This window comes from Afipia sp. DC4300-2b1, assembly GCF_049895725.1.
In the GTDB taxonomy this organism is placed as follows: Bacteria; Pseudomonadota; Alphaproteobacteria; order Rhizobiales; family Xanthobacteraceae; genus Afipia; species Afipia broomeae.
Map to the genome: position 1 here is coordinate 119,417 of NZ_JAFCSX010000003.1, position 23,390 is coordinate 142,806.

Annotated in this window: 26 protein-coding genes and 1 pseudogene; 9 read left to right on the plus strand and 18 right to left on the minus strand. The window is 58.1% G+C overall.

Translation table 11 applies throughout. From position 1 onward, the window contains the following. Nucleotides 1-93: 93 nt before the first annotated feature. The 9 genes from ACP7AL_RS12965 to ACP7AL_RS13005 form a co-directional block, all read right to left on the minus strand. Nucleotides 94-2,418, minus strand: coding sequence for a PAS domain-containing protein (locus tag ACP7AL_RS12965; protein ID WP_425991878.1), 2,325 nt, complete (start codon nucleotides 2,416-2,418; stop codon nucleotides 94-96). A 204-nt stretch (nucleotides 2,419-2,622) separates the two neighbouring features. Beyond that, a complete protein-coding gene (locus ACP7AL_RS12970; RefSeq protein ID WP_425991880.1) occupies nucleotides 2,623-3,498 on the minus strand; it encodes a LysR family transcriptional regulator in 876 nt (291 codons plus the stop codon). Between the two features lie 229 nt (nucleotides 3,499-3,727). Then, the gene (locus ACP7AL_RS12975; RefSeq protein ID WP_425991882.1) at nucleotides 3,728-4,306 is read right to left on the minus strand and encodes a DsbE family thiol:disulfide interchange protein; all 579 of its coding nucleotides are present in this window, start codon (nucleotides 4,304-4,306) and stop codon (nucleotides 3,728-3,730) included. Continuing rightward, nucleotides 4,303-4,479 (minus strand): heme exporter protein CcmD, encoded by a 177-nt coding sequence (gene ccmD, locus ACP7AL_RS12980; protein WP_425991884.1) that lies wholly within the window; start codon nucleotides 4,477-4,479, stop codon nucleotides 4,303-4,305. Before ccmD ends, ACP7AL_RS12975 begins: the two co-directional genes overlap by 4 nt. A gap of 4 nt (nucleotides 4,480-4,483) precedes the next feature. Next, nucleotides 4,484-5,272, minus strand: coding sequence for a heme ABC transporter permease (locus ACP7AL_RS12985; RefSeq protein ID WP_425991886.1), 789 nt, complete (start codon nucleotides 5,270-5,272; stop codon nucleotides 4,484-4,486). 170 nt (nucleotides 5,273-5,442) lie between these two features. Then, nucleotides 5,443-6,738 (minus strand): 5-aminolevulinate synthase, encoded by a 1,296-nt coding sequence (gene hemA, locus ACP7AL_RS12990; protein ID WP_425991888.1) that lies wholly within the window; start codon nucleotides 6,736-6,738, stop codon nucleotides 5,443-5,445. A gap of 206 nt (nucleotides 6,739-6,944) precedes the next feature. Next, nucleotides 6,945-8,168, minus strand: coding sequence for a hypothetical protein (locus tag ACP7AL_RS12995; protein ID WP_425991890.1), 1,224 nt, complete (start codon nucleotides 8,166-8,168; stop codon nucleotides 6,945-6,947). 88 nt (nucleotides 8,169-8,256) lie between these two features. Further along, nucleotides 8,257-8,874, minus strand: coding sequence for a cytochrome P460 family protein (locus tag ACP7AL_RS13000; protein ID WP_425991892.1), 618 nt, complete (start codon nucleotides 8,872-8,874; stop codon nucleotides 8,257-8,259). 12 nt (nucleotides 8,875-8,886) lie between these two features. After that, a complete protein-coding gene (locus ACP7AL_RS13005; protein WP_425991894.1) occupies nucleotides 8,887-9,492 on the minus strand; it encodes a cytochrome P460 family protein in 606 nt (201 codons plus the stop codon). Between the two features lie 917 nt (nucleotides 9,493-10,409). On the opposite strand from ACP7AL_RS13005, the pseudogene ACP7AL_RS13010 reads away from it, so the two are divergent. Further along, a pseudogene (locus tag ACP7AL_RS13010) lies at nucleotides 10,410-10,808 on the plus strand (MarR family winged helix-turn-helix transcriptional regulator); the annotation flags it as partial. Between the two features lie 222 nt (nucleotides 10,809-11,030). Here ACP7AL_RS13010 and ACP7AL_RS13015 read toward each other — a convergent pair. The 4 genes from ACP7AL_RS13015 to ACP7AL_RS13030 are packed head-to-tail and all read right to left on the minus strand — an operon-like array spanning nucleotide 11,031 to nucleotide 13,319. Further along, complete coding sequence (locus ACP7AL_RS13015) at nucleotides 11,031-11,354, minus strand: winged helix-turn-helix transcriptional regulator (protein WP_425991896.1); 324 nt, start codon at nucleotides 11,352-11,354, stop codon at nucleotides 11,031-11,033. Further along, a complete protein-coding gene (locus ACP7AL_RS13020; protein ID WP_425991898.1) occupies nucleotides 11,305-11,736 on the minus strand; it encodes a GlcG/HbpS family heme-binding protein in 432 nt (143 codons plus the stop codon). Before ACP7AL_RS13020 ends, ACP7AL_RS13015 begins: the two co-directional genes overlap by 50 nt. Nucleotides 11,737-11,784: 48 nt before the next feature. Next, nucleotides 11,785-12,798 (minus strand): zinc-binding alcohol dehydrogenase family protein, encoded by a 1,014-nt coding sequence (locus tag ACP7AL_RS13025; protein WP_425991900.1) that lies wholly within the window; start codon nucleotides 12,796-12,798, stop codon nucleotides 11,785-11,787. 35 nt (nucleotides 12,799-12,833) lie between these two features. Then, nucleotides 12,834-13,319 carry a peroxiredoxin family protein gene (locus ACP7AL_RS13030; RefSeq protein WP_425991902.1) on the minus strand — a complete coding sequence of 162 codons (486 nt, stop codon included), beginning with the start codon at nucleotides 13,317-13,319 and terminating at the stop codon, nucleotides 12,834-12,836. A 671-nt stretch (nucleotides 13,320-13,990) separates the two neighbouring features. Here ACP7AL_RS13030 and ACP7AL_RS13035 point away from each other — a divergent pair. Further along, nucleotides 13,991-14,485 (plus strand): MOSC domain-containing protein, encoded by a 495-nt coding sequence (locus ACP7AL_RS13035; protein ID WP_425991904.1) that lies wholly within the window; start codon nucleotides 13,991-13,993, stop codon nucleotides 14,483-14,485. 131 nt (nucleotides 14,486-14,616) lie between these two features. Here ACP7AL_RS13035 and ACP7AL_RS13040 read toward each other — a convergent pair whose 3' ends face one another. From ACP7AL_RS13040 to ACP7AL_RS13050, 3 genes are all read right to left on the minus strand, one after another. Next, nucleotides 14,617-15,174 (minus strand): cytochrome b, encoded by a 558-nt coding sequence (locus tag ACP7AL_RS13040; protein WP_425992943.1) that lies wholly within the window; start codon nucleotides 15,172-15,174, stop codon nucleotides 14,617-14,619. A 347-nt stretch (nucleotides 15,175-15,521) separates the two neighbouring features. After that, entirely contained in the window at nucleotides 15,522-16,268 is a 747-nt protein-coding gene (locus ACP7AL_RS13045; protein ID WP_425991906.1) for a ferredoxin reductase, read from the minus strand. Then, entirely contained in the window at nucleotides 16,261-16,866 is a 606-nt protein-coding gene (locus ACP7AL_RS13050; protein ID WP_425991908.1) for a sulfite oxidase-like oxidoreductase, read from the minus strand. Before ACP7AL_RS13050 ends, ACP7AL_RS13045 begins: the two co-directional genes overlap by 8 nt. Before the next feature lie 651 nt (nucleotides 16,867-17,517). On the opposite strand from ACP7AL_RS13050, the gene ACP7AL_RS13055 reads away from it, so the two are divergent. Together ACP7AL_RS13055 and ACP7AL_RS13060 are read left to right on the plus strand one after the other, a co-directional pair. Then, on the plus strand, nucleotides 17,518-18,828 hold the full coding sequence (locus ACP7AL_RS13055; protein ID WP_425991910.1) for a site-specific DNA-methyltransferase: 1,311 nt from the start codon (nucleotides 17,518-17,520) through the stop codon (nucleotides 18,826-18,828). A gap of 11 nt (nucleotides 18,829-18,839) precedes the next feature. Then, the gene (locus tag ACP7AL_RS13060) at nucleotides 18,840-19,643 is read left to right on the plus strand and encodes a DUF5681 domain-containing protein (protein ID WP_425991912.1); all 804 of its coding nucleotides are present in this window, start codon (nucleotides 18,840-18,842) and stop codon (nucleotides 19,641-19,643) included. 154 nt (nucleotides 19,644-19,797) lie between these two features. Here ACP7AL_RS13060 and ACP7AL_RS13065 read toward each other — a convergent pair whose 3' ends face one another. Beyond that, nucleotides 19,798-20,145, minus strand: coding sequence for a hypothetical protein (locus ACP7AL_RS13065; RefSeq protein ID WP_425991914.1), 348 nt, complete (start codon nucleotides 20,143-20,145; stop codon nucleotides 19,798-19,800). 119 nt (nucleotides 20,146-20,264) lie between these two features. Between ACP7AL_RS13065 and ACP7AL_RS13070 the strand changes: the two genes are divergently transcribed. Then, nucleotides 20,265-20,540, plus strand: a complete 276-nt coding sequence (locus tag ACP7AL_RS13070) for a helix-turn-helix domain-containing protein (RefSeq protein ID WP_425991916.1) — start codon at nucleotides 20,265-20,267, stop codon at nucleotides 20,538-20,540. Nucleotides 20,541-20,675: 135 nt separating this feature from the next. Next, nucleotides 20,676-20,897, plus strand: a complete 222-nt coding sequence (locus ACP7AL_RS13075; protein ID WP_006019189.1) for a hypothetical protein — start codon at nucleotides 20,676-20,678, stop codon at nucleotides 20,895-20,897. 74 nt (nucleotides 20,898-20,971) lie between these two features. Here ACP7AL_RS13075 and ACP7AL_RS13080 read toward each other — a convergent pair whose 3' ends face one another. Then, nucleotides 20,972-21,115, minus strand: a complete 144-nt coding sequence (locus tag ACP7AL_RS13080; protein ID WP_425991918.1) for a hypothetical protein — start codon at nucleotides 21,113-21,115, stop codon at nucleotides 20,972-20,974. Here ACP7AL_RS13080 and ACP7AL_RS13085 point away from each other — a divergent pair. From ACP7AL_RS13085 to ACP7AL_RS13095, 3 genes are read left to right on the plus strand one after another with little or no spacing between them, the layout of a single operon-like run. Beyond that, a complete protein-coding gene (locus ACP7AL_RS13085; RefSeq protein WP_425991920.1) occupies nucleotides 21,114-21,347 on the plus strand; it encodes a DUF3489 domain-containing protein in 234 nt (77 codons plus the stop codon). The two genes, ACP7AL_RS13080 and ACP7AL_RS13085, sit on opposite strands and share 2 nt — an antisense overlap. Next, a complete protein-coding gene (locus ACP7AL_RS13090) occupies nucleotides 21,344-21,829 on the plus strand; it encodes a DUF2924 domain-containing protein (RefSeq protein ID WP_425991922.1) in 486 nt (161 codons plus the stop codon). The genes ACP7AL_RS13085 and ACP7AL_RS13090 overlap by 4 nt, the downstream gene beginning before the upstream one ends. After that, nucleotides 21,819-23,351 (plus strand): recombinase family protein, encoded by a 1,533-nt coding sequence (locus tag ACP7AL_RS13095; RefSeq protein WP_425991924.1) that lies wholly within the window; start codon nucleotides 21,819-21,821, stop codon nucleotides 23,349-23,351. The genes ACP7AL_RS13090 and ACP7AL_RS13095 overlap by 11 nt, the downstream gene beginning before the upstream one ends. Nucleotides 23,352-23,390 lie beyond the last annotated feature (39 nt).

Here is a 23,390-nt window from a genome sequence, read left to right on the forward strand (position 1 = left end):
CCAGACACGGCACCGCCTCCAGCACGCCCCCTTGCCGGGTCGGTGTCTACTGCCAAAATGAACCATATGGGAAATTCAATGGTCCATGCACGCCTAAACGGTGGGCAAGGCGAACTGAAACGTCGCGCCCGGCCCCCGACCGTTGCCCGTCGCCCATAGGCGACCGCCATGGACTTCGACAATGGAACGGCAGATCGACAGCCCCATGCCGAGACCGCCTGGCTTGGTGCTGAAGAACGCCTCGAAGACGCGATCCGCCGCGGCTTCATCTAGGCCGGTACCGCAGTCTTTCACGGCCACAAGAATCCGGCTTGCCTCATCCGGGCGGGATTGAATCACCAGGATGCGGGATCGGTCGGTCGCCTGCATCGCTTCGATGCCATTCACGACCAGGTTGATGATGACCTGCTGGATCTGAACACGATCCGCCACGACCGGCGGCATTCCTGGCTGCAACTCCAGCCGCAGCTCGACATTCTGCGCGGTCAACTCACGCTGCAACAGTGCCGCCACCTCCTGGATGGCTACGTTGATGTCCAGCGGCAGCATCCGGGTATCCGCCTTTTTCATCAAGCTACGGACTCGCTGAATGACATCAGCCGCACGATTTCCGTCTTTGACGATCCATTCTACTGCGCCGCGCACGTCATCCAGATCGGGATCGTCATGATTAAGGAAGCGCAGGCACGCCTGCCCGTTGGCGACGATGGCCGCAAGCGGCTGATTGACCTCATGGGCAATGGTGGCGCTGATTTCGCCCAACGTCGCCACCCGGCTGGCATGGGCCAGCGCGGACTGGGCGGCGAGCAGGGCCTGCTGGGATTTTCGCGCGCTGGTGATATCCATGAGTGCGCCCACCACTCTTTCCTTGCCCGACCCGTAGACCAGGCGGTGCGCGACCACACGGACATGCTTGATCTGTTCATCGGAAATCAACAGCCGCACTTCGGAATCGTGGTCTCGCAATCCGGTGGCCGCACTACTCAGTCCCTGCTGCATCAGATTGCGATCGTCAGGGTGGACACGCTGCAGAAAAAGGTCAATGGAGGGCCTGACAGCCCGGTCAATGCCGAGGATCAGAAACGTCTCATCAGACCAAAAATGATCGTCCCCGACCGTGTCCCACGCAAAGCTGCCGGTCAGGCTGAGCTTCTGAGCTTCGGCCAGATAGGCCTCGCTTCGCTGCAGGGCATTTTCCGCACGCTTCCGATCCTCGATATTGAAGCCGATGGAATACCATTTGACAATTTTTCCCTCCTCATTGCGCAGCGGCACGCGGCGTATGGAAAACCATCGAAACACTCCATCGGCGCCGCGGATCGGCGCCTCCGTCGATAGCGGCTCGCCGCTTTCCAGGCAGGCGCGCCACAAAGCGCGCTCGGGATCGTCGGAACGAAACAGGGCAGCGCCGCGATCGCTCACGGCTTCCACCAAGGTCAGACCGACATAGTCGGTCCAGATCTTGTTGACATAGCTATGCACGCCATCCGGCCGATACGTGGAAACCATGGCGGGAATGCTATCGATCGTGAGCTGGAGTTCCCGCTGCGCTTCCGCGAGTAGAGCCTCGCTGCTACGCAGGGCGCTTTCGGCGCGCTTGCTATCCTCGATGTCGTAACCGATGCTATACCAGGCGATCACTTCGCCACTCTCGTTGCGCAGTGGAACGCGGCGTAGAAAGTGCCAGCGATATTCGCCGTCAGACCGCAATAGGCGTTGCTCGGTTTCGAACGCTTCGCCCGTCTCCACGTGATGCCGCCACACCCGATCGATTCGCACCCGGTCATCGGGGTGAACGATGAGACTGCCGCGATCCTTCCATATCTCCTGCGAGAGTCCGGTATAAGTGCGCCACGCCTGATTGACAAATTCGATCTCGCCGTTGGGGCCGTAACGCGCCGCCAGCGCCGGAATCGTATCGATCGTCGCCCGCAGTGTTTCTTCCGCCCGGCGCGCCCGGTCCTCGGCGAGCTTTCGCTCGGCATTCTCGCCGCGCAACGTTTCATTGGCGTGTTCGAGTTGCAGCAGAGCGACCTTTTGCTCATCGCGCACCCGCTTCAGCGCGTCGGCCGACCGGCGCTGCGCCGCGCACAGCGCCACCACAAACAATGCACCAATGGCGAACACAAACAGTTGCGGAATATCCTTCAGCGGCAACGCAAAGGAATAGAACGGCGGCAAGAAGAAGTAATCGAAAGCCAGAATGGTGAGCACGGTGGCAACAATGCCCGGAGCGGTGCCGCTGAACCACGCCACAAACATGATTGCGCAGGAAAACAGCGAGGCCGTTGGCGCAAAGCCGGATATGCGATGAAACACCAGGCCGCCGATCACTGCATTTCCAACCGTCACGACCGCAATCGCATAGTGGAACGTCATCCGCCCCCGGCGTCGCCACAATACAGCGGACGTCTTCATCTTCTTTCTCTCTCAAGAACGTGCCGGGCACCTCGATACGGTGCGACCCCTAGCATAGAGGACGCCTCCGTCTCTGAAAGCAAGGGCGCCATCCTATCCGAACCTGAAGGCGTAGGCGGGAACGCCCGGATCAATGATTCGATCTCGAACATATGCGCTGCAGGTATCGCTTTAATAGCCACGGAAACGCAGCCGCTGTTTTCTTCACGACCACGCGTAACGTGAGGCAAGTTGTGCGATCTTTCGCATCTCGACCGGAGTAGTCGATCCCGAGACCGTCACAATCACCAGTTCGCGTTCCAAGGACAGGCCTTCGATAGGCCGTGTGACAAGCCCAGGTGCCGCACCCGAATGCTCTGGCAGGATGCATATTGCATGGCCATCGGCGACGACGCGCTGCACCCAGTCTTCCCTCTCTGCCCGAAAGCGTGGCCGCATCACGATCTCTTGACGAAAAAAGTGCTCCTGGATCCGGTCCCGGAACTCGCACCGGAGGCGGTCGACATAAGGAAACGAGGCCAGGTCTGCGGCACGTACGACATCGACGCTTGCGAGCGGATGCTGCGCAGCGCAGCCAAGCACGAAACGTTCCCGGAAGAGCGGACGCACGTCAAGTTTGACATCAGGTTTCGGCTGACGCGGCAGGATGCAGGCGTGGTACTTGCCCGAAAGAATTTCTGCCGTGTCTTCGTTCGGTTGGAGAGCATGGATCTTGATCCAGACTGTTGGGTTTTCCTCCATTGCCCGCAGGAAGAACGATGTGAATGCATTTGGGCTTACCGAGGGCGCCACCGCGATGTCGAGAACGCATTGACTACCGAGGGCCCAACTATCCGAGTGCTGGCGCACGCTCCTTAATGCAAGCTGCACCTGCTTGAAATCTTTCTCGATCTCCTGCCCCAGCGCGGTCAATCGGCTGTTTTTGCCGTCGCGATAGATCAATGGCCCGCCAAGCTCTTCTTCCAAACGACGAATGGATCTGGTCAAGCTGGGCTGCGAGACGCCGCTCAATCGCGCTGCAGTGGTGAAATTTAGCGTCTCTGCCAAATTAACGAAATACTCCACTTGATTGAGTTCCATAGCTTTGCAGCCCGATCAAATCACAATGTTTCCGCTACCACCTGGAAAGCGCTTCCGCGTCGGCCCGAAATGTGTGCGTGGCGCATATAGTTAACAAGTCGATCCCTGTCTATATGCACGATGCATATTTAATTATGGCATCATAATACCTCCTCGCTGGTGTGTCTGGACCGCTTGGAACATCAGTCCTCGGTTGCCTTTCAAGCCGGCCGCGGCGAATTGCGTAGAATTAATTCAGTGCTTGTTGGATCTGGACCTTCAGCACCCGCTCGAAGTTTTCGGGCGTCACGGGACCCACGAGCTTGTAGACAATGGTGCCGTCGCGCCCGACGATGAACGTTTCCGGCACGCCGTAAACACCCCACTCGATTGCAGCGCGGCCGTTGCCGTCGGCGCCGACGATATGAAACGGATTGCCATGACCGCCCAGGAAGCGAAGAGCGCTATCGGACGAGTCCTTGTAATTGATGCCGATGAGCTGCAGGCGCTTGTCTTTGCCAAGTTCGTTTAGCAGCGGCGCCTCTTCGCGACACGGCACGCACCATGAAGCCCAGACGTTGACGACGCTGACATTTCCCTTGAAGTCGAACGGATGAAGCCCGGGCACCTGCACGCCATCTCGCTGCAGGTTTGGAAGCGCAGGCAACGCCGTTTGTGGGACCGGTCGTCCGATCAGCGCAGAGGGTAATCGCGAGGAATCGCCGCCATGAAGTCGGACCAAGAATAGCAGAGCTATCACCGCAAACACGATCAGCGGCAGTGCAAAGAGCCAGCGCCGAGCGCGGGGATTTTCCGTTGCTGTGATCATCGGGAATCCGTCGCTCCGTTCGAGCGCCGGACGACGCCGTTGGCTTCGAGCGCGCGCAGTCGGGCCTTCTGGTTGCGGTAGTCGTATGCAATCCAGCCGATCAGGTTCAACACAACTGCGGCGGCTAACGCGTAGGAAATCACGATGAAGTAAGCGTAAGGGCCAAGCACCATGACGTCACCTTGCGCCGGTTTGCGAAGCGATCTGCTTGCGCAGAAAGGCATCGGTGTCGTTCGCGGGACTTTGGCGGCTGGCCTGCATCATTTGCAGGCTGCGCACTCGCCGTCGCAATATCTCATTGCGCATGGCCGCCAGGTGCAGTGTCAAGAACAGCAAGGAAAATCCCGCAGCCATGACGAGCAGGGGAATCAAAAATGCATCATCCATGGAAGGGCCGCCGGCCCGCACGACCGATGCGCCCTGATGTATCGTGTTCCACCAGTTGACCGAGAATTTGATAATCGGGATATTGATCGCGCCGACCAGCGTCAGGATCGCGGCGGCGCGGGCGGCGCGCGACGGGTCCTCCACCGCGCGCCACAGCGCGATCAGGCCGAGATACATCAGGAATAGGATCAGCACCGAGGTCAGCCGCGCATCCCATTCCCAATAGGTGCCCCACATCGGCCGGCCCCACAGCGAGCCAGTTACCAGCGCCAAGAATGTGAAGGAGGCGCCGAGAGGTGCAGCCGCCTTTGCCGCGACATCGGCCAGCGGATGCCGCCATACCAGCGTGCCCAACGAAGCCACACTCATGACGCCCCAGACGAACATGGACAGCCAAGCGTTGGGGACGTGGATGAACATAATCTTGACGGTCGCGCCCTGTTGATAATCGTCAGGCGCCAGTGCAGCGAGATAGAGTCCGGTCGTCAGCAGCAAGACGGTAGTCGTTACAAGCCATGGGAGCACACGCGTCACAATCGCAAGAAACCGTGTCGGGTTGGCGAGATTGATCAATGCCATGGCGCATGCGCCTTACTTACAGAGTTACGCATTCTCAATGGGTGCACCTATATTAAGGACTTTATTCTTTACGCAGCGGGTCGGGCCTGTCGATACGATGCTGTGCTCTCGACGCGATCTCGCTTAGCGCTGACTCGGGACGCGGCAGAGCTGAGCGATTGCGCTATAGACTAAGTCTTCCCGCCCATGAGGGATGCCCTTTGGCCGAAGCGGGGATCGACGCATCGAATCCAACTCTCCTTCAAGGCCTCTACAAGATGGAACATGTCGTCATCCGAATGCACAGGGCTTGGTGTCAGGCGTAGCCGCTCCGTTCCACGTGGCACTGTGGGATAGTTGATCGGCTGAACATAGATAGCGTGGCGGCGCAGCAGGTTTTCACTGATATCCTGACAAACAGCGGCATCACCGACCATGAATGGAATGATATGGCTGGGCGACGGCAAGGTCGGCAGACCCACCTCTGCGAGCAGTCCTTTCAAGCGGGTCACGCGATCCTGGTGCCGCGATCGGATCGTCGGAGAGTTTTTAACAATCTCGATGCTCGTTCGTGCTCCGGCCGCTATGGCGGGCGGAAGAGCTGTGGTGAAGATGAAACCTGGCGCGAAGCTTCGGAGGAAGTCGACCAGCTTGTGGGAGCCGGCCACATAGCCGCCCATTAATCCAAAGGCCTTACCCAACGTCCCCTGAATGGCAGTCAAGCGGTGAGCCAAATTATCCCGTTCCGAGATGCCCCCGCCGCGTGCACCATAGAGCCCCACCGCATGCACTTCGTCGAGATATGTCATCGCGCCGTAACGCTCGGCCACATCGCAAAGCGCTCCGATTGGAGCAATATCCCCGTCCATTGAATAGACCGACTCGAAGGCGACCAGCTTCGGCCTGCCCGGATCGGCCTTTCTCAGCAATCGGTCCAGGTCCTCCGGATCGTTATGTCGAAAGATATGCTTCTCAGCGCCACTGTGCCGGATTCCTGCAATCATGGACGCATGATTCAGCGCGTCCGAGAAGATCATGCAGTTGGGGATTTCGCGGCCGATGGTTCCTAACGCCGCTTCGTTCGCCACATATCCCGACGTGAAGACCAATGCGGCTTCCGTTCCGTGCAGATCGGCAAGATCAGCCTCCAACAGAACGTGATGGTGGGTCGTGCCGGAGATGTTGCGGGTGCCGCCCGCCCCGGCACCGCTATCCTGAATTGCCCGCTGCATCGACGCCAGCACTTCCGGATGTTGCCCCATGCCCAGGTAGTCATTGGAGCACCAGATTGTCACCTCGGCACTGAGACGATGTTCCAGGGCACGCGGAAAGTCGCCGGCGCGGCGCTCTATTTCGGCAAACACGCGGTATCGCCCCTCCGCCTTCAACGTGTCGAGGCGCGTCGCAAAGAATTCCTCGGTCCATTCCGAAGCATTGCGAAGAATGGGAGAGGCCAAGCTCTGATCGCAAACACCGCTCTGCGTCATATTATCCTAGTATCCTAGCGACTAACTGAGAGGCGCGGCAGACCGCAATTGTGACGGAGCGCAACTCGGCAGACTGAATCGCAGAAATGGACAAAACTGGATCTTGTCATTTCCGAGCGCGCTCCGCGGGAGCGTCTCGACGGACAAAATCCAGGAATGGGGATTATAGGATTTTGCCTCGTCGAGTGCGCTCTGTAGGTCGACGCCTAGAATCCTGCGAGACCTTGCGGACTATCGTAGGGAATCAAGCTTCGACCAACCTCCGTCAGTTTGCCGCTCCTCTTGTCGAGGTGGTAACTGACAAGAACCGAGGCATTCGCGAAAATCTGATAGAAGTATCGATCGTCCGGAGCCAGCCAACTATCGCTGGGTCCGCTGCTGACAAGGCCGTTCACAGCGCGGAAGGTACCGTCACCCGGTATTGCGATATTCGCCGGATCCTTCAGGATGCTCAAGCGGCCTTCTTCAAGCTGATAGGTCGAAACCGTTCCGTAGCCGAAGTTGGTCGCCAGCACGACCGAGTTATCGGAGGTCACCTGCAGCCAGCAGAGCTCTGACGGCTTGCCTAGCGAAGTGTCGATCGCCACCAACGGACCATTGGTCACGCGACCCTCTCGATCGATACGACTCACCACAACACCGTCGCCTACGGCAACGCCATTTAGGAAGACGTCGTGGCTTCCGTTTAGGAAGCCGATGTAGAAAGGCCCCGCACCACCTGCATCAACGAACGAAGCGTCGCCGAGCGTGCCGTTTTCGCGCACAGGGAACACAACGAGCCCGTCTGGGTCGGGCGCATTCGCTACGATCAGGTTCGCCGAACCGTCCGGGTTGAGGGCCGGACGAGCATCGAACAAAATGTCGACAAGCAGAAACTTCCCGTCCGGCGACAAAACGACTTGCGTGGACACTCGATCCGTCTTCGTCGCAGTGTTTACCGTGTGTTGCTCGGGACGCAGTGTCAGCCTGCCATCATCAGCCACGGTATAGGAACGTAGGTGATTGGGGCCGAATGCATGAAGCACGAATAGCGTACGACATCTCGGGCTATACGCGAGAGATTTGGCCGTTCCACTGCGCCCGATGACGGGCTCGCCTGTCGATTGACGATCGATCACAGTCAGCCTGCCGTTTGGAGCTACAAAGAAGCTCGTCACGCTATTGTCGCCGCCGTTCGTCGTAAACAGAAGGGTTTCGCGTTCGGCAAGGATAACGCTACTCGCCCCTTCGAATGCGTTAGGCGCGCTCTCTTGCCCGCTGACTGGTTTGAACACACCCGAACCGGCCCCGCCGGTTTCGACGCGCTCGATGAGTGCGATCGTCCCATCGGCGTCGCGCCGATAGTGAGCAATCGCGTTGCGGACCTCATTGGTCTGCATGTAGAGATGTCCCTCGGAAGAGGTTCGCCCCGGCGCAGCTGTTGATTCCATTAGATCGTTCCTTCTACCTTACCGGTTCTATCGACACGGATCATCCTTCCTCCGCTTGCGCGGAGGTTCGATTGTTGGATTGTTCTGCCTAGCGGGTTAGAGGAGGATAGCCGTTAGTGTAAATCCAGTCCGACGCCTGCGCGGGCACGTGACAGGACTGGCAGTCGGTCGCATAATCGGTGGTTGTCGTATTCAGCGGGTCGGATGCATTGAACCAGGCCCAGCCCCAGCCATCGCCCCAGAGCTTGTTTCCCGGATACCGTCCGACGCTGTCTTTCACCATAAGAAACCAGCCCTTGAGCTGGTGGGCACTACTCACAGTTCCGGTCGTCATTTCGTTTGTCGCTGTCTCGAAGACTTCCTTCACCAGCACGGTGCCGTCGGCAAATTTCCCGTCCTTTCGGTACGAAACAATAGCCCCGGGAGAGGCATAGACCACGTGCATCTCCTTTGAACCCGGAGTACCGTCTGCCGCTACCGCCCAAGTCCCCAGCATTTGGTAGGTCGTCCGATAATCGGAGGGCATGCGCATGCCCCCCTTATCGTCAACCACCGCCGCAGTGGCACCGGTATAGTTCGAACCTGTGCTCAAGCGTCCGTAGGCGGTCACAGCGCCAATAGCGACCAAGCCGGCAAAGGCAACTTTTATAGCACTAGCAAGTCTCATCGTGCTGTTACCCATCTCGTAGTGGCGAACAAGGGACATTTGCCTTGGACGTTATCTGTCCAGAAGCGGATAGAACTGGGTCCAGACCTGGTCCTTTTTCGCGCTCGCCTCGTGGCAATAGCCGCAATCGGATGTTGCCTGCAGCTTGGCCGTCTTCGCCTTCGGCTCATGGTGATTGAAGTTGTAGTAACCCCAACCGCTTGGATATCGCTTGGAGTCCTTGACCGTGACGTCCGCCCCGTTGAATTTTCCGGGGAAGTAACCCCGTCCCGATGGCTCAGTGCGCGACCCATCGGGATTTTCGCCCGGGAGCGTCAACTGCAGCTCCTTGAAGAAGATCGTCCCTTCGGGGAACACATTTGTCTTCTTGTAGATTTCGTAAGAAACCGGCTCGATGTACACATTATGGAATTCGGGAAAGCCGGCCTTGCCACCGTTGAGCGCATGGGGAGTTAGCGGCGAGCCGACGTATACCCACTCGCTGAAATTCTTTGGTAGAATCAATTCACCCGAAGCGGTGTATTCCGGAAGATAGCGCGTTCGCGTGATCGAGTTATCTTCTTTGGACTTTGACTGGGCGAACACGGCCGTTGCAGCAGCCATGCTGACAGCAGCTCCAACGATCAAAAGACCAATGCGCACACTTTTCTTTTCCACGACTGTTCTCCAAGCGTTGAGTTATGCCCGTCCAGGCTCCCTTTGGCGCGGATCCGTAAATGCAGCACCAGAGGTACTTACCTTATCGCACCGCGCAATGATGTTTTCCAATGCACTGCCGGTATAGTTTCAATAGCAACGATATGCCTAAATGCGATCGTCGGCTGAAAGGCGCGGCCGCGAAAGGCTGCGGCTGGCAAGCTCAGCGCCCCTGATGACGCACCTACTCCGGCAAGGAGACGGGCGGTTCCTTTCTAAGCGGCACGATGATGCTGGTTCGCGAAACTATGAAAACTATACCGGGTGAGTATTGGACAAGTCGTCCAAGCTTGCGGATAGCGCCGTGAATTCGTCGTGAGATCCGACTCGTAAGACGTACCTACCCCTGATGATTGCGGTTGGACAAGAGAAGCAAGCGACGGGCGATCGCGCTCGCCACCTTCCTGAACTCGCCAACTCGGCGTTGCGGACAATCGACGCTCCAAAAGACGTGTCAGGCCGGTCCCGTAATTGCCGCACATCCTCGCAGCAATCCTGGACCTCGTTCCGGGTGGAACTGCTGCCATCTGCCGATGACGACAGCGATCTCAATCTACTCGTTTCACATGGAGAGATATTGCGTAAGTGGAGCGACACCGCCGAACCAGCGATGCCGGCTGCAGTGCACGCCCCCCTCAGGTTTCCACAATAGCAAATCAGCGGCAGGCTTTTAGCGAGTTGGCAGCCGCAATCTGGGGACATGGCGCGACCCAACCCATTATCGGCTTGAATCTATGTCCCACGCATATATAAATGCGGCAATGAATGCACCTCGAAACCGCAACATCTTCGGCGCGTTTGCTCTCATGATCAGCGACGATATCGTTCGCGTTACCTCGTCGCATGCGCCCGAGGCGGGCCCTACTGCTTCGACGCTTGCACTTCTCGCCCACGAGCCTGGGCTGTCTATAAGGACCCTTGCGATTGGTGTCGGACTCTCGCATGCTGGAAGTGTTCGTCTGGTCGATCGGCTTGTCGCCGACGGTCTCATCGAACGTCGAGGCCATGCCACTGATGGACGGACTCGATCGCTTTATCTCACGGCAGCCGGGCGGAGAGCGAGCAGGAAGGTCTTGGATGCAAGGGACCGGATCATCGCAGAAGGGCTATCTACTCTCAGCAATAAAGAGCTGGCGACATTAACTGCGATATCTGAACGCGTTCTGCGCGCGCGCCTGAAGAGTCACGAGGAGATGTATAGGATTTGCCGCCTCTGTGGCTACGACGCTTGCGCCGACTGTCCCATCGACGCCGAACTGCGTCAGCTCGAATCCTGATCGCCTGGGCGGCCGCGCATCTAGCAACTCGCCACCACGAATGGCAGGTAGGATTATATCTACTGAATTGAGGATACCCCCACGGCTGAATGTCAATCGGCGCTGAATTCCCTAGCGTAACGCGGGTCCGGCCCGCCTCGCCGTGCGCGGTGCACAAGCGAGGAAGAGAGACTTTGACCCATATCGGTTTCCAATTTTGCCCCGTTGAGCAGGACGGTTTGGTCAGCGTCCGCTGCGCGCCGCGCCTGGGATGCGGCGTCTCAATTCGTTGAACCGCGCGGTGCCGTCCAGTAAATGGAACAGGATCACGCATTTCCCACTTGCATGGATGAGGCTGATCGCCGCCTCGACCGCGCAACCCGGAGCACAGAATAGGTTGCGAGTGCATCCGGATCGATGATGTCTTCCCGTGTGAAGACGACGAACGCTTACATCATAGAATATTTCACAAGGTCGGATCTGTCGGCCACCGCCACCGGTGATGGCCTGACAGTCGTCAGGCTGGTAGCTGGAACCCGATTTTCTTGAGTGCCTCGACGCACGCATCCTGATCCTGCTGATAGGTGCCTCCGGAGATGCCGATCCCGCCGATCAACTTCCCGTGCTCCAAGATCGGATAGCCGCCGCCGACAGCGACCATCCGGGGGCGATAGGCCAGCGGCGCCACTTTTGGATCGTTGGTCACATAGTCGTTCCAGACATGGGTCGGGAATCCAAACGAGGCGGAACTCCAAGCCTTGTCGACGGCTACATCGACGGTGAGAAACGGCGCGTCGTCGGTGCGCTCGAAAGCGCGCAGGTTACCGGTGGCGTCGACAACGGCGACGGCAGCAGGGATGCCGATTGCACGGGCCGCGGTGATCGCCGCGTCGATGAGGGCGACTGCGGTTTCGCGGTTGATCGAGGCGGTGGCAATTGATTTGGTCATGGGATTTCCGTTCTTGAGGTTGGAAAAGATGTTTGGCGGTGGCGGTTATCAGAAGCCTTTGAGGACGATCTTGCCTTTTACCTCGCCACTTTCGATCAACGCATGCACCGTCTTCAGATTGGCGGCATTGATCGGCGACAGTTGCCGGGTCAGCGTCGTGCGGATTTTGCCGTCGTCAACCAGCACGGCCAGCGCATCGAGGATCTTGCCCTGCTCATTCATGTCGGGCGTGCCGTAGATCGACCGTGTGAACATCAGCTCTTGGTGGATCGACACCGCTTTGCGCTTGAACAGCATGATATCGAATACCTTGGGATCGTCGATCAGCCCGAACCGTCCTTGCGGGGCGATCAGTTCGGCGATGTCGGCGACATGCTGTTCGGTGTGCGTGGTCGAAAAGACGAAAGCGGGAGCGCCGATGCCGAGCTCGGCGATCTGTGCCGCGAGCGGCCGAGAATGGTCGATGATGTGGTGAGCGCCGAGCCCTCTTACCCACTCCTGGGTTTCCGGTCGAGAGGCGGTGGCGATGACAGTAAGGTCCGTGCATTGTCGCGCGATCTGGGTGGCGATCGACCCGACCCCGCCCGCGCCACCGATAATGAGGATCGCCGGTGCCGCACCGGGGACGGGCTTCGCCACGTCCAGGCGGTCGAACATCGCCTCCCAAGCCGTCAACGCCGTCAGCGGCAGCGCCGCCGCTTCCGCCCAGTCGAGCGAAGCGGGTTTGCGACCGACGATCCGGGCGTCGACGAGATGAAACTGCGCATTGGTGCCGGGCCGTGTGATCGATCCGGCATAATAGACCTCGTCGCCTGACTCGAACTGCGTCACGTCGGGGCCGACCTCGCGCACGATCCCGGCGGCATCCCATCCCAGCACCTTCCAATCGCCATTGACGGGCGGCGTGCTGTTGCGGATCTTGTAGTCGACCGGGTTGACCGAGACGGCCTTCACCTCAACCAGGATATCGCATCCTGCAGCGACAGGCCGAGGCAGATCGATGTCGACCAGCGCGGCATCCTCGGCGATGGGTCCCGGAACCTTGTAACCAACGGCTTTCATCAGTGTCTCCAGCTGTGTGTCGCTCGGATGAGCTATCAGGACGCAAATCGTGCCCGCTTCAGCTCGCTCGCAAGCCAGTCTGCATCAAGGTGGAAATCGGAAAACACTATTCGGTTATCCGCATTGATAACGATGAACCAGGGCGTGCCGCGGCTTCGATAGTCCTCCATGAATGACGGATACGCGGCGCCTGTCGAAGGCACATCGTGACCGAAGGCGATGGAAAGCCCATATTTCCTCTGATTCAAATTCAGCTTCTCGAGCGTGTTCTCATCGGCTCCTTCGAAAACCGTCTGTATCGCAGCGAAGCCAATCCCCGTTGGGGCCAGGATGCTGTAAAACCGCTGCAAAGTGGGAAAGCCATGTGAATGACAACCCGAACACCAGTGCTGAAACGCGAACACGATCTTCACGCGCGTACCAATATCCGAGAGCTTCAACGGCGTATCGAGCGCCTCGCCATTCCCGCCGATCCATCGCCGCACCCGCAGCTCTGGCGCCCGTCGCCCGATCATGCCCATCTCAAACTCCTTGCATTGATACGTAAACGGAGTTCGGACGAAAAGTCACCGGAACTGAACGCGATTTTTAAGATCTTCTTCAGAAGCCAAATGCCGCGGCTAAGCAACACGGTTCGCTCTTCGTTCAAAGTCCGTGTCCCGAAACAACATGAGAACTCATGTTCCGCGGACATCTATGAAGGCTGATTTCGGCCATATCCAATAGCTGGGCGATATAGTTTCGATAGTCATGCCGGCGGGTAGCCGCCTTGACGGTCGGAACTTCCAGAATCTGCTGACTTGCCACGTGAAGCGTGCTTCGGTTTCAGAGCGGCTACCGGCTATCGCGCCACGATTTATGTGGCCTTCGAAGCTATCATAGCTACCGTGGATTGGCCGGGAGTGAGACGGTGAGCATGAACGCCGCAGTGAGAGATGTGGGAGCTAACCACCGGGCCAATAGTCGTCCGCTGGCGTGAGCGGTCCTGCGGTTGCAATCCGACCCGCCGCGGCTTTGGATCCAAACTTATCCTTGCGGGTTGGTCGGAACGGGCGGCGTTGACCTCCCCTATCGAAGATCCGAGTTTGCTGCGGACCTGAAGGCATCTATGCAGGACTTGGCACAAGCTTGAGCATCATTGCTGACGGAGGTGCAGCCACACCTTGCAGAAACTTTTAAAGGATGACTATTGATGGCCATCTCGCCTGACAGCCTTATTGGCCGCCTCACGCATGCAACCGTGCGCGGCGGAGAACTTGTTTGGATCGGCGTGAGGCCAGGCCGACGCGAGGCAGTGCGGCCGATTTCATCCGCGCTGTTTATTGCCGGGGGTGGGATCGAGGGCGATCACTACGCCAGCCCGGACGGCCGGCGTCAGGTCACGCTCATCGCCGCCGAAGACCTAGTCGCGATTTCTTCGTTTCTGGGTGAAGCTGAGGTGGCACCGGAGCGATTACGTCGAAATCTCGTCACAAGTGGCATAAACCTTGTCGCCTTGAAAGGTCGACGATTTCGAGTCGGCAGGGTTCTTCTGGAAGGTACGGGCGACTGCGCACCGTGCAGTCGTCTGGAAGAGGAGTTCGGATCTGGTGGCTACAACGCGGTTCGCGGCCACGGAGGTCTGACCGCACTCGTGCTTGAAGGAGGTGAGGTGCATGTAGGGGATCGAATTTTGCCGATCGCTTGATCGCTGGCGCGTCCGGTTAATGATCGTCCGTCCTGACTTTTGTAACCTGCATTGGCGTGAAGATAGATTTCATCATCTAGATTTCCGACGGAAGTGCCGAAGCGCGTCGGCGGACAGCGTCGCCGCAGTGGCTAGGACTGATCATTCATCCGCCTGGAAGCCATCGACTGAAAGATCTCGTCTCGCAGATAGAAGTGGTGAAAGAGCGCCGCGGCGGCATGCGCGCCTGCAACCCAGAGGAGTGCGTCGCCGAGGGTCGTGTGTATTTTCATGATCGACTGGCCCAGTCCACGCGCCTTCGCGATCGGGGGGGCGATATCGAATCCAGGAAGGGTGACGGGAATCCCCACAAGCCAGGTGCCGAGCACTGCCGTTGTCGGAATCGCGATGAGGAGCGCATAGAGCGCGAAGTGGACGAACGTCGCGGCTGCAGCCATCCATCGCGGCATCGGCTGCCTCGACGGCGTGCTGTCGATCAGCCGCCATAGCAATTGAAGCACGACGACTATGAAGACGAGCACCCCAAGCGCCTCATGAAACCTGCGGAGCCCGTCCGCGGCGGCGGAATAGAGCGAATCCTGGTCGCCTTTGCTCAGCACGTAGGCGGAGAGAACCAGCAGCACGGTCAGCCAATGGAAGGCTTGGGCGGCGGAGCCGTAACGAGAGGAAGTGCCGCGCAAACCGATCATCTCCAATCTTAAGTCCGCCGCAGCGGTCGATGAACGGTGGCGGCGCGGCGGCAGAGATTTGAGCGTTCGCCAAGCTGCCCGCCCCTCATCTTTTACCTTATGGCGAACCCATTGCCCACAGGTCCTCAATCGGCGCTTGAGCGTCCGGCACTCTTCAACCTGAACTGAAAGAGGGAGATGATCATCGCAGCAGCCGCGGAGACTGAGGGCACACTCGACTGTCATTGGTCCTGCTACCTTTGATCCGATAGAATCCCTCGCCCTTAAAGCCAGGGCTCTTCGCCACCGACGACATCGACGCGCGCGCCCCCCCCGACTGTTGAGGATGTTTCGTCCACGAAAGGCACCTAGCCACCGTAGCGCTCGGTTTTGATAATGGACGCGTCGAGGCCGGCCAGCAGCGCGGCCTCGGTCGCGATGTTGACGAAACCGTTGGAACCGCAAACGAATACTTGTGTGGGCTTTCGGTGAAGCCGAGCCAAAATCTCTTGGACCATCACGTCGTCGATCCGGCGCGCAAAGTCCGATGCGCGGATCGGTTCTTCGCGCGTGATCGCCAGCGCCAAGACGAATGCCGCATCGCTGATTTCGATGGAATGAAGTTCTTCTGAAAAGAGAACGTCCGCAGCGGTTCGCGCGGACAGGAGCAGCGCTGTCGGCACGGCTGGGGACAGTGCACCGCGCTGTCGGATCATCGCCATCAACGGCACGAGGCCGGAGCCTGCCCCGATCAATAACACCGCGTCTACGGCAGGTTCAGGCCATAGGAAATGGCCGCCGAGCGGACCACGAAGCTCGATTTCGTCGCCGATCGCCGCGACATCGTGAAAGAACGACGAGACCTCGCCATCATGCAGCCGCTCGATGGCGAGTTCGACGGTCGGGGACGAGATCACCGAGGACGCGATCGAGTAGCTGCGCATCGCGCTGTAGCCATCAGGCGCGGTCAGCCGGACATCGACGTGCTGACCCGCGATGTGCGCGAACGGTTTGCTCAACCGCAGGAAGAAGCTCTTGATGCTCGGTGTCTGCTGGACGATTTCGTCGATCACGCATGACTGCCAAAACGCGGTTTGCGCGCCATTCTCAGTCATTGGTGTATCGCTGCTCGCGCCACGGATCGCCGTAGATGTGATAGCCGCGCAGCTCCCAAAAGCCCGCCTCGTCACGCGTTGTGAACTGAAGCGCGTTCACCCACTTGGCGGACTTCCAGAGGTAGAGGTGCGGAACCAGAAGACGCGCCGGCCCTCCATGATCGCGCGGCAGCGGCTTGCCCGCATAGTTGACGGCAACCATCGCCTTCCCTGAGAGCAGGTCGGCAAGCGGCACGTTTGTCGAATAACCATCGTAGGAATGCGCCAGGACGAAATCGGTGGGCCGATCGAGCCCGGCATCGCCAAGGATGTCTTCGACGAGCACGCCCTCCCACGCGGTATCCAGCTTGGACCAGGACGTGACGCAGTGGATGTCCCGGGTGACCTTGGTCTTCGGCAGGGCGTTGAACTCGCTCCAATTCCACACTTTGACGGGCTTCGGACCGATTTTGACGGTAAATTTCCAATCTGAGGGCTCCACGTGCGGCGTGGGCCCGGCTGTCAGGACGGGGAAATCCTCCACGAGATGCTGACCTGGTGGTATCCGATTTGTTTGGTCGCCGCCTGAGCCGCGGCCGGTGAATCCTCTGGTGACCATGGCGAACCCCCTTGCTTGGCACGACAGACCGTAAATGGCTTCATTTCAGATTCTGTAAAAGACCTTTGCACGCACAACCGCCGAACTGGCCCGTTGACTGAAAATCAGAATACCGGATGATCTATCAGTATAGAAATGTGCTGAACCTCTTCGAGTCGTGATTATTGAATGTAGACTATGGCGTCAGGCCAGTATGATTTCCCAATACCCTATAGCTATAGTTTTGATAGCTTCACAGCAGTATTGCAGGCGCATTCTCATCAGCGGATTTCGAGCGGACGCCGTCCGCTTGCCAAACATACCACGTCGCCGACGTGGGCGTTTGAATCGATGTCCGCTTTGCGTCAGAAGCGACCGTTCCGTAACCATCAATACGCGAATCAAGCTCTGTGCCACGAGGGACGCGCTTGAAAGCTCTTGAACACCATCTGCAAAAGCAGTAGAAGGAACCTACGACGTTGATGGATCATCCGTCGTATCCCGTCAGTTCCGCAAGGACCTTGTAGTCTCGATTGTCGGCGATGCCTGCGATCGATGTTTTGAGAGCAATTCTCAAGACTGCGTCATGGATTTTTCCATTACGCGACCAGTGACCTGACCTCCCCTTCATCAAGCATTGACGCACGGCTTCGCCGCTGCGGAGGAGGCCTCATGGCAAACATCGTTTTGGTTCCTATCAACAAACTCAAGCCCAACCCGCTGAACGCACGCACGCATTCGAAAAAGCAGATCAAGCAGATTGCCGCGAGCATCAAAGCGTTTGGCTTCAGGTTTCCGATCTTGGCAGATGACGACGACGTCATCATCGCTGGCCATGGGCGCCTGGAAGCCGCGAAACTGCTCGGCTTGAGCGAGGTTCCCGCTATCCGCGCTGGCGATTTGTCGGACGCATCCAAGCGTGCGCTGATGATCGCCGCCAACGCCATCGCCACCAAAGCAGGCTGGGATCGTGAGCGTCTCGCGATTGAGCTGCCTGCCCTTACGCCGCTTTTGCTGGCAGAAAACATCGAGATTTCGATCACCGGCTTCGAGATTCCGGAGATCGACCAGCTTCTCGTAGATTTCGAGGAGTCCTCGCAGGATCCCGCTGACGAAGCTCCTGGACTGACGTCTGGCCGGCCCGTGAGCTCCATTGGCGATATCTGGATCCTCGGCAATCATCGTCTCGGCTGCGGAAATGCTCGTTTGGCGGCGGACGTTGACCGCCTCATGAACGGCGAAATGGCGGCCATGTGCTTCCTGGACCCGCCCTATAACGTCGCAGTCGCCGGCGTAGTTGGGCGCGGCAAGATCAAGCACCGCGAGTTTGCAGAAGCATCGGGGGAAATGTCTTCCGAGGCTTTCGTGGAATTCCTCAAGGGCACCTTGGGCAACGCGGCGCGCGTGTCTCGCGCCGGCGCTTTGAACTATGTGTGCATGGATTGGCGGCACATGGGCGAACTGCTCGAGGCCAGCAAAGCGACCTACGATGGGCACATCAATACCTGCATCTGGACGAAAACCAATGCTGGTCAGGGCAGCTTCTACCGGAGCGCCCATGAGCAGATCGCTGTGTTTCGCGTCGGGCCTGGTTCTCATTTGAACAATGTTGAGCTTGGCCGTCATGGCCGCTCTCGCTCGAATGTCTGGCCCTATGCCGGAGTCAACACGTTCCGTGCTGGTCGCCTGACTGATCTCGCTTCGCATCCCACGGTTAAACCCATCGCGTTGGTGAGCGATGCGATGCGCGACTGCACCAAACGCGACGATATCGTGCTCGACCTCTTCTGCGGTTCCGGAACCACACTTCTCGCTGCCGAGAAAGTTGGTCGGCGTGGCTACGGTCTCGAAATCGATCCCGCCTATGTCGATGTCGCCATCCGTAGGTGGCAGCAGATGACCGGGAAAGATGCTGTTCATTCTGACACCAAACGCACGTTTGATGACATTGAGACAGCATCGACCGCTGCTCGCGAAGCCTGAGGTCGCAAACCATGGCACGTAAGAGCCCGAAAAAGCCCAATCCGAACTTTCATCGGGAGAGTGTCGGCGACTATCCCAATGGCTACGGGAAACCTCCCGTAGAAACGCGATTTAAGCCTGGAGTGTCCCCAAATCCCAAAGGGCGTCCCAAGGGATCAAAAAATAAGACCCCTCCACTGAATGATTTTGCTAAAATGCTCATTGAGGAGGGAATGCTGCCGCTTGAGCTCACTGACGGTCGCGGCAAAAAGAAAGCAATCACGACATCGAGAGCGATTGCGCGCTCCACCAATCGCAGTGCTGTAAATGGTAACGTTCGTGCACAAAAGCTCGCGATGGAACTGCTTCACAAAGCAGAGAGCGAACTTCACGCCCAGCGTGACAAGCTCTTTACCGCAGCTTTCGAATACAAAAAATGGTGGCGCGAGGATAGCGCGCAGAGAAAGCTTGAGGGACGTCCGGAGCCCCACGTTTATCCACATCCTGATGATTTGTTGCTGAACTTTGAAACCGGCGAGGTCACAATCGCGGCGCTTACGGCTGATGAATTAGCGCGTTTCAGCTGGCTGATCGATGCAAAGAAATTCTACGAAACATCGATGCTGGATCTTCTGTCAGAAGATATCGGCAGTGAGGACGCACCTATTATCTGGCACGACCTCAGGTTTTGCGTCGATATGTTGCGGATTATTTACAAAGGTCTTCACCTCGAATGGGCGGAAAATTTCAGAAAACCACCGGATATGGACCGCTTGCGGACATTGGCTAAAAAAGTTAAAAAAACGCCACAGAAAAACGATGGGCCGGCAAGTTAGATATATCGCCAAGAGGCGGCACCGGGAAAATTGGTTATCGAGTGCGTTGAGGGACCAGCCCGCCAAAGTCGATTGTGCGTACTTGAAAATTACGCACAGCAGAAATGGGCCGCGTCTAACGCGGCCCATTTCTATTGCGCGAAGTAATTGCGGTTCAATTCTTTGAACCATCGGCGGGGATTTTCTTGAACGCAAATACCGGCCCCCATACCGATGCCCCACGCCCACTCGGCAGTGTAATCCGAACCTTCCAAGGATTCCCATCACTTGTAGATTGGATCTGCTCTATAACTGTGACCGGCACGCCTTCCATAACCTTCACGCAGTCCAGACTTCTAACCCACGCTATGTCGCCGCTGATAAGCGCTTTCAAGGCTTCCCTCAAATCGGAAAAGCGTACGCAAAGCACTCCTTCTCCTGACGTGACATACTTTTCGGCGTCCTGTGCTTGAGCGCAGTGGCCAAAAGCTAAAATAGACAACAAGACGATAGCAATTTTCATAGCTTGCCTCTCCAATGTAAGGCCCAAGCCATAACTCGTTTTCATCCAACTATCCAGTTTTGGGATAATCCATTTATGGGATCAAATTGTGCGCCGCCGATTCACGGCTCGGGCGGCACATGCAGAAGTCCCTCAAATCCGCGGAGTACTCCCGCCTGATCGACCTGCTTGTCGCAGTGCGGAAAGGCGTAGATGTGCGACAAGAGACGCTGGCCAAAAAACTGGGAAAGCCCCAGTCGTTCATCGCCAAGTATGAGAATGGCGAGCGCAGGCTTGATGTTGTTGAATTTATCACCATCGCCCGCGCGCTCGGCGCCGATCCCACAAAGCTGTTCAAAGATTACGTTGGCGGAAAAGGTGCAGCTAAAACCGCCCCGAAGCGTCAGGCCAAGTAAGCTATTCGGCCCCAATTTCAGCGACGATCATTTCGTGATCCAGACGGGCTGATAAGAGCCACTAGATTGCTGCGTTTCCGCTCGACTTCCCCAGCACGTGGAGCGTCACTGTCGCCGTAAATCGGAGACAGAATGATGGACCGCAAAATTACAGAACAGGCAATTGGGCTGATCCTCACCGAGATCGGCATTCGGCTTGGCGAGGCTGCGCGGATTGCCAAGGCTGCTGAGGCCTGCGCTCTGGCCGGCAGCGTCAGTGAAGGCGTGAGGGTCTCGATGGATCTCGAACAGATCTTCTACGAGACCAGCCGCTTGCAGGATGCGGCTTCGCTGCTCAACCGGTTGTCGAGCGACTAAGAACTCTCTCCAACCGAAAGGTTCATTGCCCGTCGGCAACCGACGGGCCGCGGCAGTGGCGGCACAGGATGCTGTCATGCACGCAGGAGAACCGAAATGCCCACCAGCAATCGAAAGCCCCCTCGCAAGACCGGGCGTAAATCCACGACGGCAGCAAAGCGACCGACGAAACCCGCCGGGAAGGTTCTGCCGCCGGTGGCGCCGAAGAAGCCGGTCATGCTGAAGGCGCCGAACGTGGCCGTGTCCAAGCAGGACAAAATCCTTGAGATGCTGCGCGCCCCGTCCGGCACCACCATCGCCGCCATCATGAAGGCAACGGCGTGGCAGCAACATTCGGTGCGCGGCTTCTTTGCAGGCACCGTGCGCAAGAAGCTCAAGCTGAACTTGACTTCGATTAAAACCGATGGCCAGCGCGTGTACCGGGTCGCAAAGCAGGCCGTCACGAAATGACCAAAGCCCCCTCCTCCATGACGCCGCTCAATCCAGCCATAGAAGCCGAGCTGGATCGGCTGGCGACAGCCCCCATCGTCGTACTCCGTAAGCGATACCGGGAGGTGCTTCGAACGGATCCACCAAAGGCTTTTGGGCCGGACCTGCTGCGCCGGAGCATTGCCCATCGGATACAGGAAAAGGCCTATGGCGGGTTGTCCGGTCCGACCAAGCGCCTGCTCGACCAGCTTGTGAAAGCCATGGCCGCCAAGCCTAACGGGCGGCTGGAGCTTCCGCGCCGGATCAAGTCCGGCTCGGAACTGGTCCGCACATGGAAGGGAAAAACCTACCGCGTCGTGGTCCGGCCGGACGGCTTCGCCTATGACGGCAAGACCTATGCGGGCCTCTCCGAGATCGCCTCGCTGATTGCCGGCACCAATTGGAATGGGCCGCGCTTCTTCGGGTTGCGGTCAAAGACTCAAGGTGCGACCGATGGCAAGTAGCGCTCCCAAGCCCCTGCGCTGCGCCATCTACACCCGCAAGTCGACCGAACACGGCCTTGAGTTGGAATTCAACTCGCTCGATGCCCAGCGCGAGGCTTGCGAGGCATATATCAAGAGCCAAGCCTCGCTCGGCTGGAAGGTGCTGGCGCAGCCCTACGACGATCCTGCATTCTCCGGCGGCAATCTTGACCGTCCTGCCCTCCAGAGACTTCTGAAGGATATCGACGCCGGCAAGGTCGATGTTGTCGTGGTCTATAAGATCGACCGCCTCACCCGGTCGCTGGCGGACTTCGCCAAACTGGTTGAGGCATTTGACGCCCGATCAATCTCGTTTGTGGCCGTCACCCAGCAGTTCAATACCACCACGTCGATGGGGCGGCTCACCTTAAACGTCCTGCTATCCTTTGCTCAGTTCGAGCGCGAACTGTCGTCCGAGCGCGTCCGGGACAAGGTGGCCGCATCGCGCCGCAAGGGGAAATGGACCGGTGGCACGGTGCCACTTGGTTATGAAGCTCGAGACAAGAAACTCGTCATCAGCCCCACCGAGGCAAAAACTGTCCGGACCATCTTTCGGCGTTACGTTGAGCTTCAATCGTTTGGCCGGCTGGTAGTCGATCTCGACAAGCGCGGCATTGTCACCAAGCGGCGGAACACCAAGGTCAAGAAGTTCAACGGCGGGATTCCATTCACCTACGGCCCTCTTGCTCATTTCCTGAAAAACAGGATCTACATTGGCGAGACCGGTCACGGCGGCAAATGGTACCCCGGCGAGCACAAGGCCATTGTTGACCGAAAAACCTTCAACAAGGCGCAGGAGTTGCTCGCGGCTGGCACCCACAAAAGGAAGATCAAACGATCGGAAAGCGGCGCGCTCCTGATGGGCAAACTGTTCGATGATCGTGGTAACGCAATGAGCCCGAGCTTTTCGTCGAAGAACGGCGCCCGCTATCGTTTCTATGTCAGCTCGGCAATTCTGCGCGGTCGCAAAACCGAAGCCGGATCGGTCGCACGTGTCTCGGCTGCCGATATCGAACGGACGCTGATCAATGCTCTGCGGCAACGGCTGAAGATTGATCAAGCTGTGTTGGATGCAGATATTATTGGCACTTACGTCGAACGCGCCGACCTTAGCAGCCGCGCTGTCAAAATCTCAACTACACCTGCGGCGAAAATTCGATCGAACCAACTCCCGATCCCTTGGCAGGTGCGCCAACCGGATTCGGCAACTATCATTGAGGCAGACGAACGCCAGCCTAATGCAAAACTGGTTCAGGCCACTGTTCGAGCCCATGCGTGGCTGCGTGACCTAAAGAATAACAAATTTGACACTGTCGAAGCGCTGGCCACCTTGGTCAAACTGCATCCGAAGCTGTTGCGGCAAGAACTGCGCTATGCGTTTATGGCACCCTGTATTACAGCGGCCATTCTAAGCGGCGACCAGCCCGCAACTTTATCCTTGGCGCAAATTCCGAAAACGCTACCCTTGGCATGGTCCAACCAAGGCAACGCCTTACGATTCTGAAACCCGGAAGACCCAATGGAAATGGCCTAAGCAGGGCGC

Bases quoted from the DNA above. Each gene is read 5' to 3' on its own strand.
- ACP7AL_RS12965 (WP_425991878.1), bottom strand. From the start codon at position 2,418: ATGAAGACGTCCGCTGTATTGTGGCGACGCCGGGGGCGGATGACGTTC.
- ACP7AL_RS12970 (WP_425991880.1), bottom strand. From the start codon at position 3,498: ATGGAACTCAATCAAGTGGAGTATTTCGTTAATTTGGCAGAGACGCTA.
- ACP7AL_RS12975 (WP_425991882.1), bottom strand. From the start codon at position 4,306: ATGATCACAGCAACGGAAAATCCCCGCGCTCGGCGCTGGCTCTTTGCA.
- ccmD (WP_425991884.1), bottom strand. From the start codon at position 4,479: ATGGTGCTTGGCCCTTACGCTTACTTCATCGTGATTTCCTACGCGTTA.
- ACP7AL_RS12985 (WP_425991886.1), bottom strand. From the start codon at position 5,272: ATGGCATTGATCAATCTCGCCAACCCGACACGGTTTCTTGCGATTGTG.
- hemA (WP_425991888.1), bottom strand. From the start codon at position 6,738: ATGACGCAGAGCGGTGTTTGCGATCAGAGCTTGGCCTCTCCCATTCTT.
- ACP7AL_RS12995 (WP_425991890.1), bottom strand. From the start codon at position 8,168: ATGGAATCAACAGCTGCGCCGGGGCGAACCTCTTCCGAGGGACATCTC.
- ACP7AL_RS13000 (WP_425991892.1), bottom strand. From the start codon at position 8,874: ATGTCCCTTGTTCGCCACTACGAGATGGGTAACAGCACGATGAGACTT.
- ACP7AL_RS13015 (WP_425991896.1), bottom strand. From the start codon at position 11,354: ATGCGTGCGTCGAGGCACTCAAGAAAATCGGGTTCCAGCTACCAGCCT.
- ACP7AL_RS13020 (WP_425991898.1), bottom strand. From the start codon at position 11,736: ATGACCAAATCAATTGCCACCGCCTCGATCAACCGCGAAACCGCAGTC.
- ACP7AL_RS13025 (WP_425991900.1), bottom strand. From the start codon at position 12,798: ATGAAAGCCGTTGGTTACAAGGTTCCGGGACCCATCGCCGAGGATGCC.
- ACP7AL_RS13030 (WP_425991902.1), bottom strand. From the start codon at position 13,319: ATGGGCATGATCGGGCGACGGGCGCCAGAGCTGCGGGTGCGGCGATGG.
- ACP7AL_RS13035 (WP_425991904.1), top strand. From the start codon at position 13,991: ATGGCCATCTCGCCTGACAGCCTTATTGGCCGCCTCACGCATGCAACC.
- ACP7AL_RS13040 (WP_425992943.1), bottom strand. From the start codon at position 15,174: ATGATCGGTTTGCGCGGCACTTCCTCTCGTTACGGCTCCGCCGCCCAA.
- ACP7AL_RS13045 (WP_425991906.1), bottom strand. From the start codon at position 16,268: ATGACTGAGAATGGCGCGCAAACCGCGTTTTGGCAGTCATGCGTGATC.
- ACP7AL_RS13050 (WP_425991908.1), bottom strand. From the start codon at position 16,866: ATGGTCACCAGAGGATTCACCGGCCGCGGCTCAGGCGGCGACCAAACA.
- ACP7AL_RS13055 (WP_425991910.1), top strand. From the start codon at position 17,518: ATGGCAAACATCGTTTTGGTTCCTATCAACAAACTCAAGCCCAACCCG.
- ACP7AL_RS13060 (WP_425991912.1), top strand. From the start codon at position 18,840: ATGGCACGTAAGAGCCCGAAAAAGCCCAATCCGAACTTTCATCGGGAG.
- ACP7AL_RS13065 (WP_425991914.1), bottom strand. From the start codon at position 20,145: ATGAAAATTGCTATCGTCTTGTTGTCTATTTTAGCTTTTGGCCACTGC.
- ACP7AL_RS13070 (WP_425991916.1), top strand. From the start codon at position 20,265: ATGCAGAAGTCCCTCAAATCCGCGGAGTACTCCCGCCTGATCGACCTG.
- ACP7AL_RS13075 (WP_006019189.1), top strand. From the start codon at position 20,676: ATGGACCGCAAAATTACAGAACAGGCAATTGGGCTGATCCTCACCGAG.
- ACP7AL_RS13085 (WP_425991920.1), top strand. From the start codon at position 21,114: ATGCTGAAGGCGCCGAACGTGGCCGTGTCCAAGCAGGACAAAATCCTT.
- ACP7AL_RS13080 (WP_425991918.1), bottom strand. From the start codon at position 21,115: ATGACCGGCTTCTTCGGCGCCACCGGCGGCAGAACCTTCCCGGCGGGT.
- ACP7AL_RS13090 (WP_425991922.1), top strand. From the start codon at position 21,344: ATGACCAAAGCCCCCTCCTCCATGACGCCGCTCAATCCAGCCATAGAA.
- ACP7AL_RS13095 (WP_425991924.1), top strand. From the start codon at position 21,819: ATGGCAAGTAGCGCTCCCAAGCCCCTGCGCTGCGCCATCTACACCCGC.